Source organism: Nocardioides sp. NPDC057577 (assembly GCF_042801335.1).
Lineage (GTDB): Bacteria > Actinomycetota > Actinomycetes > Propionibacteriales > Nocardioidaceae > Nocardioides.
Window position 1 is genome coordinate 1 of the sequence record NZ_JBHVGB010000070.1, and the last position, 10,520, is coordinate 10,520.

The window sequence follows — 10,520 nt, forward strand, 5'->3', positions numbered from 1 at the left end:
CGATTCACCAGGCCGGACCCACCTTGGGCTCAAGCGGTGTGACGCCCTCGGTCAGCCGACCGGCGGCCCGGCGATGAGGGCGACGACGGTCAGGGCGGCGATGCTCGCGAGGCCGGTGGCCAGGCCGCGGACCGGGTTGCGGAGGAGCCAGGCGAGCGGGCGCTCGAGCGGGCGGGCCGGGGACTCCTCGATGAGGCGCCACGCCGGGGCGAGGAGGCCGTGGCGCTCGGCGTACCGCTCGAACCACAGGGTGAGGAGCGGCGGGATCGAGGAGGCGAGGCCGGCGAGGAGACGGCCGAAGGACCAGCGCTGGTCGACCGCGATCGCGACGGTGGTCACGCAGTAGCTGATGAAGACGATCCCGTGCAGCATCCCGAAGATGCTGACCCCGAGCTCGGTCGTCTCGGTGACGTACTTCAGGAACATGCCGGCGAGCAGTCCGGTCCAGGTCACCGCCTCGGCGGTGGCGACGATCCGGAAGAGACGAGACGGCGAGCGAAGAAGAGCGGACACGGGGAGAGTTTATGTGCGTCCGGGTCATGGCATGAATCGACAAGACCGCCTACCTGGGCGGGTATCCCGGGTGTGTCGGCCCTGTGTGAGTAGGGTCGAAAGTCCAGAATCTTGACAGATGGCCAGATTAATTGCCGGTTTGGGTTACCAGAATCGCGGATTTGATGAAAGGTAAAGGTACCGACGTTCGGTAGACGGCGTAGTGGCCGGTTTCCGGCCACTTACATCAATGCGCATGGGGGATACGCCGTCGCGCGCACGGATGGGTTCGTCGGTCTCGAGATCGCGAGTGCCGCGTGCGTGGGGGGCGGCACTCGCGATTCTCGTTTGCCACGGGGATCGCGGTCCCGTCGAGGTCACGGCATGAATCGGGCCGCGGCGGGGTACCGGCCGGACATGACGACAGACACGCTGCACTACACGATTCCCGGGCTCGATGAGAGCGCTGCGCGTACGACCATCGATCTGCTGCAGTCTCGCCTGCATGCCACGAACGACCTCCAGCTCACCCTCAAGCATGTGCACTGGAACGTGGTGGGACCCCACTTCATCGCGGTCCACCAGATGATCGACCCCCAGGTCGACGCCGTACGCGCCATGGCGGATGCCCTCGCCGAGCGCATCGCGACCCTGGGCGGTGCCCCGCGAGGCACCCCGGGCGCCCTGGTCGAGGAGCGGGAGTGGAACGACTACAGCATCGGCCGGGCCACCACCCAGGAGCATCTCGCCGCGCTCGACGTCACCTATCAGGGCGTGATCGGCTCCTACCGAGAGGCGATCAAGACCCTCGACGACCTCGATCTGGTGACCCAGGACATCCTGATCGGACAGACCGAGCAGCTCGAGCTCTTCCACTGGTTCGTCCGCGCCCACTTGGAGGATCAGGGCGGTCAGCTGCAGACCAGCGGCGAGGACACGGAGGCGGGTGCGGCGCGGGCAGCCCACGGCTGAGGGGTTCGCATGCGGTGGTGGTGCACGGCGTCGGCGCTGCTCCTCCCGCTGGTCCTCACCGGATGCGGCTCGGGGCAGGACGAGGCTGTGCGCGACAGCGCTGCCGCCTTCCAGGACGCGATCGCCGCCCAGGACTGGGCTCGGGCGTGCGCGCTGCTGGCTCCGGAGACGCGATCCGAGCTGGAGTCCGCCGCCGAGCTGCCCTGCGACGGCGCGCTGGCCGAGGAGGACCTGCCCGTTCCGGGCGCCCTCGACGACGTCGACGTCTTCGGGACCATGGCGGAGGTGCGCTATCAGGGCGAGACCCTGTTCCTGACCCGGTTCCCCGACGGCTGGCGGTTGCACGCAGCCGGCTGCACGCCGCAGCGGCCCAAACCCTACGACTGCGCGCTGCACGGAGGCTGAGATGCGAGTCATGTACGTCACCTATCTGGCGGTCATCGGCATCGGGCTGCTCTACACGTTCGTCCTCGCGCTGAGGCACGGGTGAGGACCCCCGATGCGCCGGTTCCTCAAGGAGAACTCGCTCAGCCTCGTCTTCGGGGCGCTCTTCCTGGGCAGCCTGGTCGGCCAGGCGTTCGCCGGCTGGCACCAGCTCAACGACGAGCTGTTCGCCGACGGTCTGCACCAGCTCTCGCTGGGCGCCTACCTCACCTCGGCGAGCTTCGCCGTGGACGTGACGGAGAACTGGCAGAGCGAGTACCTCCAGTTCCTGCTCTACGTCGTCCTGACCGTCTGGTTGGTGCAACGAGGCTCCCCGGAGTCCAAGCCGCTCAAGGACGCCGGGCAGGAGTCCGACGAGAAGCAGAAGATTGGCGCGTACGCCCGGCCCGACTCACCCAAGCTGGCCCGGGTCGGTGGCCTCCGGACCGCGCTCTACTCCCGGTCCCTCGGGATCGTCATGGGCTCCATCTTCCTGATGTCCTGGCTGGTCCAGTCGGTGGCCGGGTGGGCGACGTACAACGAGTCCCGGCTGCGGCAGCTGCGCGACCCGATCCCGTGGCCCTCCTATCTGACGAACTCGGACTTCTGGGCCCGCACCCTGCAGAACTGGCAGTCGGAGTTCCTGGCGGTCGGCTCCATGGCCGTCCTCGCGATCTACCTCAGGCAACGCGGGTCACCCGAGAGCAAGCCGGTCGGGTCCTCGCACGAGTCCACCGGCATCGAGGGCTGAGGGACGCTCAGGCATCGTCCTGACTCAGCAGGCGCAGGACCGCGCGCTCGGCCGCGGCCTGGCGCGCCTGCGCGTCCGTGCCCACATCCCCACGTACGCGGATCGTGCGTCCCTGCTCGTGCAGCTCGAGCACCCGCGGGTCGACGTAGGAGCTCCGGGCGATCGCCGGAGTGTTCCCGAGGTACTCCGCGACCTCCTTGATCGCGGCGACCTGCTGCTTGTGGCGGGACCGGGCGGTCGGGGTCGTACGCCCCGCGGCATGCGGGTCCTCGGCCAGCGCGAGCGCCGCGAGCACGGTGGCGTGCCAGGTCCGGAAGTCCTTCGCCGAGACCTCCAGGCCGCTCACCTCGCGCATGTAGTCGTTGACCATGGCCGGCGTCAGCCGTTGCCACCGCCGCCTCTGCCGGTAGGCGAGGAACTCCTCGAAACCGGCGCGCCGGCGCCGCAGCCGCGCGATCGCCTCCACCGAGAGCGGGTCGTCGATGCGGATCGTGTGGTCGACGCCGGACTTCCCGGTGAACGCGAAGACGTAGGCGTTGCCCCGCTTGCGTACGTGGCGACGCTCCAGCGTCGTCAGACCGAAGCCACCGTCGTCGTCGGCATAGGCGTCGCTGCCGATCCGGAAGCACCCCAGGTCCAGCAGGCGCACCGCGAGCGCTGACGCCCGCGCGTCGCTCATCCCGGTCGTGGTGAGATCGCGCTCCGTCCGCTCACGTACGCCGGGCAGGACCGCCCCGAGCTCCAGCACCCGCTCGAACTTCTGCTGGTCGCGCTTCGCCCGCCAGTCGGGGTGGTAGAGGTACTGGCGGCGGCCGGCCGCGTCGGTCCCCACGGCCTGAAGGTGCCCGTTCTCACGAGGGCAGATCCACACGTCCTCCCATGCGGGAGGGATGGCCAGGGCGCGGATCCGCTCGGTGGCGTCGTCCGGCAGCCGGTCACCGGAGTCGTTGAGGTAGACGAAGCCGCGACCCGCGCGGCGGCGGGTCCATCCCGGCTCCTCCGTCGAGACCCGGCGAAGTCGGACCACCAGGGTCTCCTCTCACCCGCCGGTCTCGTCGCTCTCGCGCGCTCGCGCGGCGAGCAGCCGATGCGTACCGTCGCACCAGGGCTTGATCGCGGAGCCGCCGCACATGCACACCGCGCTGACCGGGCGAACCGTGTGGTGGATCTTCCCGTCGGGGTCCAGGATCTCGTGCTTCCCGCGCAGCAGCATCGGCCCGGCCGGGCACAGCACGACCGTGGCGTGCTCGAAGTCCGTCATGAGGCCTCCCATTGGGTGAGCATCGTGCGGGCGTAGCGAGCCTCCAGGTCGAGGCAGGTGAATGCGCCGAGGAACACCTGGTCGCGCTCGTTCTGGTTCTCCTCCACGAACGCGCCGCAGACGTCGCGCACTGCCACCTGCTCGTGGGCGGAGTCGGCCTCGACGTGCTCGTCATAGTAGCTCGCGATCTCCTCGGGGAAGTCCAGTCGACGCAGGCCTTGGGCGAGCTGCCTCGATGGCACCGAGCTGGTCGACTCGAACGCGGCGAAGTGGCCGAGCGCCGCTCCGCGGAGCCGACGGTGGAGTCCGAACAGCGACAGTGCGTTGTTCGACTCCAGGATCTCGAGCGGCGCCTCATCGACGTAGCAGGCATGGTCGGTGCGCAGGCCGGCCGCTTCCAGACCCCGGCGGAAGAGATGGTGATGCAGCCGGTTCGGGTCGCCGTCGCCGTACTCGTCGAAGAGGATCTCCATCAGCGCCGCCTTGGGCCGAGTGTCGAGCCGGGGGAGGACCCAGCTGGTCGGGTCGGCCTCCTTGAGGTGGTAGAGCGAGCGATGCTTGAGGATCTCGAGCACCTGCTCCCGGTCCGCCCGGCGCTGGACGAACCGTGCCAGCGACGGGCCGTCGTGGCGCGCGACCAGACCGGGCAGATCCAGCTCGCGATCCTCCTGGAAGTCGCTGTGCTCCCAGCGCCGCCGCAGCTCAGCCTCGAACGACCTCTCCAGACCACGGCGCAGACGCAGCAGGTCCGCGTCCCACTCGAGGTCGGGATCGACCTCGTCGAAGCCCCGATAGCTGAGCTCGTAGAGCGCCCACAGAGCGATCTGGGCGTCCTCGGTCGACTCCGGAGCCGGCTCCAGATCGGCGGTGGCGCCACTCTGCAACGCGGTGAACACAGCAGCACTCAGGGTGCCACGCGACTTCGGCAGCATCTCGGCCCACCTTCCCCTCAGATCGTCCAGTACCCCTCAGTCGCGGCAGACATGCCTGGTTCCGGCCCCGGTGCCAGGGCGAGGTGCACGAGCACTCCTTCGCCCGGCGAGTCCCGCACCTCCTCGATCGTCAGGTCGCTGCCCTCGACCAGCTTCGGCAGGCGATCGGCCTGCCCTGACGTGCCCAGCTGGAGGATGGCCGCGCCGCCGGGGGAGAGGTGCAGGTCGGTCGTCGCCAGGCACCTCGCGGCGACCAGCATCCCGTCTGCGCCGCCGTCGATGGCCGTCCGGGGGTCCTCGGGATACCGCTCGACCTGGGCCGTGGGCACCCATGGCGGGTCCGCGATCACGAGCCAGAAGTTCTCGTCCGGGTCCAGTGCCTCCTCCATGCTGCCCTGGCGCACCTCGACCAGGTGCGCCAGCCCGGCGCGCTCGGCGTTGGCCCGGGTGAACGCGCAGGCGACCGGATCGGCGTCGACGCACACCAAGGAGCGGCCGGTCAGCGCGGCGGCGAGCAGACCGATCTGACCGGCGCCGGAGCACAGCTCCAGGATCGGCCCGTCCGGCAGTTCCGCCGACAGCTTGACCGCCCACGTGGACTGACGGACGGTCCAGGTACGCGGCGTGAGCACGCGATCGTCGAAGTCGATGTCGAGATGACCGAATCGGATCATGACGCAGATACCTCCTGCTCAGGGTGGGAAAACTCAGGTGAGCTCGGCCAGCCGGACCACGGTCCGGTCGAGACGACCCTCCTCGTCGAGGATCCTGCGCTGGGTCGAGGAGCCGGTGCCGCCGGTGAAGATCCGGCCGACGCCCTTCTCGGCGCGCACCAGGTCTCCGGTGTCACGCAACGCCGGGCCGATGTGTTCGAGCAGGTGCTCCACCACCTCGCGGGCCGGCCTCGGGCAGTGGGTCCGCGGGTCGAGCAGGTCGCCGGTGATCCCGTGCCGCCCCGCCTGCCAGTTGGCGAGCCGGAGCACTGCCACCGACACGGGGTCGGGCGGCAGGCCCTCGGCCCACTCCCGGGCCCCGGTCGAGACCAGCGCCCGCGTCAGCGCGGCGACGAGGACGGCGTCGCGGGGGTCGAGGCAGACGTCGGCGACCCGGATCTCGAGCGTCGGGTACTTGCGGGACGGACGGGCGTCGAAGTACGCCATGCCCTCGTCGATCGGCACCCGGGTGTCGATGAGCAGGCGCAGGTGGTCGGCGTACGCTTGGGCGCTGCCGAAGATCTCGGTCGGGCCGTTCGTCGGCCACCTGGCCATCGCTTGGGACCGGTAGCTCGCGTAGCCCGAGTCGGCGCCCTGCCAGAAGGGCGAGTTGGCGCTCACCGCGAGCAGCACCGGCAGCCAGCAGCGGATCCGGTCGAGCGCCCCGACGGCCTCGTCGTCGGACTCGACCGAGACGTGCACATGACAGCCGCAGGTGAGCTGCTCGCTGGCGGTCAGCCCGAACTGCTCGCTCATCGCCGCATAGCGCTCGTCGTCGAAGGTCTGGGGCCGCACCGGCAACGGCGTCGTGCCGCTGGCCAGGATCAGCGCCCCGGCCTCGGTCGCGGCGGCGCGCGCCTTGTCGCGCCACTGCCTCAGGTCCTGCTCGAGGAGCCCGAGGTACTCCTCGGCCGGAGTGTCGGTCTCGACCTGCTGCTCCTGCATCTCCGGTCCCACCGAGCCACCGGCCTCGCCGGGTTCGACCTCGGTGTCGCCGCGCCGACGGGCCACCCGCAGCACCTCGCTGGCCACCGATCGCGGTGCGCCGGTCTCGGCGTCGACGAGGAGAAGCTCCTCCTCGACGCCGACTGTCCTGAGCTGGTGATGGGTACTGCTCGAATAGTGGCTCTTCACTGCTCACACCTGCCTCTGAAAGGAGCAGCTCGACGATGTGTCGCCTGTTCGGATATGTGACCGAGTCCCCGTGTGCCGTAGTCGACCTTCTCGGGGAGGAGGGGCTGGCTGCGTTCACCTCGCTCACGTCCGTGCACTCCGATGGCTGGGGGATGTCCTGGCACACGCCCGAAGGCACCTGCACGACGAGCTCGCCGCGTTCCGCCGACACCGACGAGACCTATCGTCGGCTCGTCGAGACCCCGCTCTCCCACGCCGGCTTCGTGCATCTTCGCTGGGCGACGGGTGGCCTCGACGTACGTCCGGAGAACACCCATCCGTTCCTGACCGACGGCGCCGCGTTCGCGCACAACGGCCACATCTCGCCGATCGCCGATCTCGAGGCGCTGCTGACCCCGGAGTCGCGTACGCGGCTGCGCGGTGACACCGACAGCGAGCGCTACTTCCACTTCGTGCACCAGAACGTCGAGAAGTACGGGGACGAGGCGGAGGGTGTCACCCGAGCACTCGCCACGCTGGTCCGGAAGTTCCCGCGATGCAGCCTGAACGCGCTGATGCTCACCCGGACGCACATGTTCGCGATCCACATCAACTCGCGTGCCGACTCGCCCCTGCGCGCCCTGCGCGAGCTCTTCGACGACGAGGGCGACATCCCTCCGCGACACACCACCGAGTACTTCGCGATGGACTACCGCCGGACCGACCACGGCCTCGAGATCGTCTCCAGCGGTCTGGGGCAGCCTGGCTGGACCCCGGTGCCCGCCGACACCGCGGTGATGGTCGACCTGGCCACCCGCGAGGTCACCAGGCTCGATCCGATCGCTCGGCTCGGCGCCGACGCGGCGCAGGCCCGCGACTGACGACGGGGCAGCGCCGGCCTGCTGTGGGGTGGGTTCGGCCATGCCGAGAGGTACCCCATTCGGCGCCCTTTCATTCCGACCGTGCGCGGGGCCGTGCGCCTTGGCCCACGTGTCATCACTAGGGCCGAAAGACCATTTCTTTGACAGATGACTAGTTTTATCCCCGATTTTGGTGACAAGAATCACCGTTTTGATGAAAAGTACTAGAGCCGAAGTTCGGGAGACGGCGTAACAGTCGAGATGCGACTGTTAGTAGTGATTTACCTGGGGGAACTATGCCGTCGCACATGTCGATGGATTCGTCGGTGCCGAGGTCGCGAGTGTCGCGCGCGTGGGGAGCGACGCTCGCGACTCTCGTCGTAGTGGCGTTGACGGTCGGGGCCAGCCCGGCCGCGTACGCGGACGAAGGGGACTCCTCGCAGTCCTCGGCGCAGTTCCTCAGTGGGTCGCTGCTCGACGGGCTCGACCTGAGCACGGTCGCCGGCATCGACGGCGCCGAGGCGCAGCACACCGATGGTGCGGACCCGAGCGCGCCGACCGTGGACGACGCCGGTCTCGACGTGACCGCGCTGAGCACGATCGGGCTCGGCCTTCCAGGCATCGACCTCAGCCTGGGCGATCTGCTTCAGCTCGAGGCCGTCACCCAGCAGGCCACCGCCGAGGACGACGCGATCTCCAGCGCCGACACGGGCACGGCGAGTATGAGCCTCGATCTGATTGCGCTGCTCGGCCAGACCCAGGCTCTCGACGCCGCTGCTCTCGACCTGGGCGCGGTGGACTCCTCGGCGCGGCTCGAGCCCGACCCCGACAACCCGGGTCAGTGGATCGTCACCCGCGACTACAGCATCGCGCAGGCGACGCTCGACCTGCGCTCGCCGGTCGTCGGTGACATCGGCACCACGACCAACCAGGCGATCGCCGACCTCAACACGCAGGTCAACGGTCTCAGCGACGTCATCGAGACCGCCGTCAACGGCAGCATCAACCAGATCATCAACCTGGTCGGTGGAGTCACCGGCACCGCGAGCACGAACACGACCGTCACCGTCAACTCCCGGATCGACGAGCAGATCAACCAGATCCTCAGCTCACCGCTGTCGACCGACCTGGTCACGATCGACCCGCTGACGGGCCAGGTCACCGTGAACCTCGCCGGTGGCATCGACCTCAACAATCTTCCGCCCAACTCGACGCTGCTCAGCCCCGAGGTGATGCAGCAGGTCTCCGCCGATGTGGCCACGCTCCTGGGTCAGCTGCAGAGCAACCTGAACGATGTCATCACCAACGCCTACGACTACATCGACATCACGATCACGTCGAACACCACGTTGCGGGACCCGGTCTTCGGCACCACCCTCGGCGGGCTGAACATCGGCTACACCGGGACGGTCGGTGACCTTCTCGACGGCACGACCCCGATCACCGCCGACGGCAGCGGCGTCCTCGCGCCGCTCGACGCACTGCTCGGGCCGATCACGAACATCCTGGTGCCCGCGATCGGTGGCGCGGTCGACACCGCGCTCAACACCGCGCTGGCGACGGCGGGCCAGGCGATCGATGAGGTGGTGACCCAGGCGACGAACACGCTTGCGCCCGTGCTGGAGGGACTCACCGACGTCGTCGCGGTCAACGTCAACGTGCAGAACGACGTCGGCGGAACGGGCCCTGGGCCGTACAGCGTGACGGCCGTGCAAGTCACTCTCCTCGATGATGCCGGTGCCCAGCTCAACCTGGCCACGTCCACGGTCGGCCCCAACGTCGACCAGGACGGCACCGCGCCGGAGGCGCCGGTGATCGAGTCGCCCGCGGACGGGTCCTCGATCAGCGACAGCACCCCGACGATCACGGGCACGGGCGAGCCGGGCGCGACGGTCGAGGTGAGCATGGACGGGACCGTGATCGGCACGGCCACCGTGGATGCCGACGGCGGCTGGACGTTGCCGACCACCGACGCCCTGGCCGAAGGGGAGCACACGGTCTCGGCGATCCAGACCGACGAGGCCGGCAACGTGTCCCCGGCTGACTCCAACACCTTCACCATCGACACCGCCGGTCCCGAGGCGCCGGTCATCACCGGCCCGGCCGACGGCTCGACGATCGGCCCGGACGTACAGACCGTGACCGGTACGGCCGAGCCGAACGCGACGGTCAACGTGACCGTCGACGGGGTCGACCACGAGACCACGGCCAACGCCGAGGGCGCCTGGAGCATCGACGTCGGTACGCCGTTCGCCGAGGGCGAGCACACCGCGACGGCCACTCAGACCGACGCCGCCGGCAACACTTCCCCGGCCGCGACCAGCACCTTCACGGTGGATGCCTCCGAGGAGGCGCCCGTCATCACCAGCCCGGAGAGCGGCACCACCACCGACGACAACACTCCGACCATCGAGGGCACCGGCACCCCCGGCACCACGATCACGGTGTACGACCAGGACGACAACGAGATCGGCACGACCACCGTCGCGCCCGACGGCACCTGGACGCTCGACGCCCCGGAGCTCGCGGACGGGACGTACACCTTCGTCGCCACCCAGACCGACGATCTCGGCAACGTCTCGCCCGAGAGCAACTCGGTGATCCTGACGATCGACACGGCGGCGCCCCAGGCGCCTGTGATCACGGCGCCGGAGGCGGACTCGGTCACCGCCGACAACACGCCGACGGTCACCGGCACCGGCGAGCCCGGCGCCGAGGTCGAGGTCTTCATCGACGGCGTCCCGGTCGGCACGACCACCGTCGACCCGACCGGCAACTGGTCGCTGGAGCTGACCACGCCACTCGCGGACGGCGGCCACACGGCCACCGCGACCCAGACCGACGAGGCGGGCAACGTCTCGCCGACCTCCGACCCGGTCCCGTTCACGGTCGACACCCAGGCCCCGGCCGCACCCGTGATCACCTCGCCCGCCGACGGTGACGTCACCGACGACAGCACCCCGACGATCACTGGCACCGGTGAGCCGGGCGCGACGGTCGAGG

The 10,520-nt window shown here is 69.4% G+C and carries 11 protein-coding genes; 5 read left to right on the forward strand and 6 right to left on the reverse strand.

All coding sequences use genetic code 11. The features are described 5' to 3' along the window. Positions 1–51: 51 nt before the first annotated feature. Positions 52–513 carry a DUF3817 domain-containing protein gene (locus ACFU7D_RS15385; RefSeq protein WP_378868409.1) on the reverse strand — a complete coding sequence of 154 codons (462 nt, stop codon included), beginning with the start codon at positions 511–513 and terminating at the stop codon, positions 52–54. Positions 514–909: 396 nt separating this feature from the next. Here ACFU7D_RS15385 and ACFU7D_RS15390 point away from each other — a divergent pair, with 396 nt between their 5' ends. From ACFU7D_RS15390 to ACFU7D_RS15400, 3 genes are all read left to right on the forward strand, one after another. Next, positions 910–1,464 (forward strand): Dps family protein, encoded by a 555-nt coding sequence (locus tag ACFU7D_RS15390; protein WP_378868411.1) that lies wholly within the window; start codon positions 910–912, stop codon positions 1,462–1,464. Positions 1,465–1,473: 9 nt separating this feature from the next. Then, positions 1,474–1,869: a hypothetical protein gene (locus ACFU7D_RS15395; protein WP_378868413.1), complete on the forward strand. Its 396-nt coding sequence runs from the start codon at positions 1,474–1,476 to the stop codon at positions 1,867–1,869. A 94-nt stretch (positions 1,870–1,963) separates the two neighbouring features. Further along, complete coding sequence (locus ACFU7D_RS15400; protein ID WP_378868415.1) at positions 1,964–2,638, forward strand: DUF6766 family protein; 675 nt, start codon at positions 1,964–1,966, stop codon at positions 2,636–2,638. A gap of 7 nt (positions 2,639–2,645) precedes the next feature. Here the strand turns inward: ACFU7D_RS15400 and ACFU7D_RS15405 are convergent, their stop codons facing one another. From ACFU7D_RS15405 to ACFU7D_RS15425, 5 genes are read right to left on the reverse strand one after another with little or no spacing between them, the layout of a single operon-like run. Beyond that, complete coding sequence (locus ACFU7D_RS15405; RefSeq protein WP_378868418.1) at positions 2,646–3,665, reverse strand: DNA topoisomerase IB; 1,020 nt, start codon at positions 3,663–3,665, stop codon at positions 2,646–2,648. A 12-nt stretch (positions 3,666–3,677) separates the two neighbouring features. Next, the gene (locus ACFU7D_RS15410; protein WP_378730169.1) at positions 3,678–3,899 is read right to left on the reverse strand and encodes a CDGSH iron-sulfur domain-containing protein; all 222 of its coding nucleotides are present in this window, start codon (positions 3,897–3,899) and stop codon (positions 3,678–3,680) included. Then, the gene (locus ACFU7D_RS15415) at positions 3,896–4,831 is read right to left on the reverse strand and encodes an iron-containing redox enzyme family protein (RefSeq protein ID WP_378868420.1); all 936 of its coding nucleotides are present in this window, start codon (positions 4,829–4,831) and stop codon (positions 3,896–3,898) included. The genes ACFU7D_RS15410 and ACFU7D_RS15415 overlap by 4 nt, the downstream gene beginning before the upstream one ends. A 17-nt stretch (positions 4,832–4,848) precedes the next feature. Then, the gene (locus ACFU7D_RS15420) at positions 4,849–5,505 is read right to left on the reverse strand and encodes a methyltransferase (protein ID WP_378868422.1); all 657 of its coding nucleotides are present in this window, start codon (positions 5,503–5,505) and stop codon (positions 4,849–4,851) included. Positions 5,506–5,538: 33 nt separating this feature from the next. Continuing rightward, positions 5,539–6,678: a glutamate--cysteine ligase gene (locus ACFU7D_RS15425; protein ID WP_378868425.1), complete on the reverse strand. Its 1,140-nt coding sequence runs from the start codon at positions 6,676–6,678 to the stop codon at positions 5,539–5,541. A gap of 35 nt (positions 6,679–6,713) precedes the next feature. Here ACFU7D_RS15425 and ACFU7D_RS15430 point away from each other — a divergent pair, with 35 nt between their 5' ends. Both ACFU7D_RS15430 and ACFU7D_RS15435 read left to right on the forward strand, forming a co-directional pair. After that, a complete protein-coding gene (locus ACFU7D_RS15430) occupies positions 6,714–7,538 on the forward strand; it encodes a class II glutamine amidotransferase (protein WP_378868428.1) in 825 nt (274 codons plus the stop codon). A 362-nt stretch (positions 7,539–7,900) separates the two neighbouring features. Continuing rightward, positions 7,901–10,520, forward strand: a 2,620-nt coding sequence (locus ACFU7D_RS15435) for an Ig-like domain-containing protein (protein ID WP_378868430.1), incomplete at its 3' end; no start/stop codon positions are given.

Coding starts and splice junctions, on each gene's coding strand:
- ACFU7D_RS15395 (WP_378868413.1), top strand. CDS start 1,474: ATGCGGTGGTGGTGCACGGCGTCGGCGCTGCTCCTCCCGCTGGTCCTC.
- ACFU7D_RS15415 (WP_378868420.1), bottom strand. CDS start 4,831: ATGCTGCCGAAGTCGCGTGGCACCCTGAGTGCTGCTGTGTTCACCGCG.
- ACFU7D_RS15420 (WP_378868422.1), bottom strand. CDS start 5,505: ATGATCCGATTCGGTCATCTCGACATCGACTTCGACGATCGCGTGCTC.
- ACFU7D_RS15390 (WP_378868411.1), top strand. CDS start 910: ATGACGACAGACACGCTGCACTACACGATTCCCGGGCTCGATGAGAGC.
- ACFU7D_RS15410 (WP_378730169.1), bottom strand. CDS start 3,899: ATGACGGACTTCGAGCACGCCACGGTCGTGCTGTGCCCGGCCGGGCCG.
- ACFU7D_RS15430 (WP_378868428.1), top strand. CDS start 6,714: ATGTGTCGCCTGTTCGGATATGTGACCGAGTCCCCGTGTGCCGTAGTC.
- ACFU7D_RS15400 (WP_378868415.1), top strand. CDS start 1,964: ATGCGCCGGTTCCTCAAGGAGAACTCGCTCAGCCTCGTCTTCGGGGCG.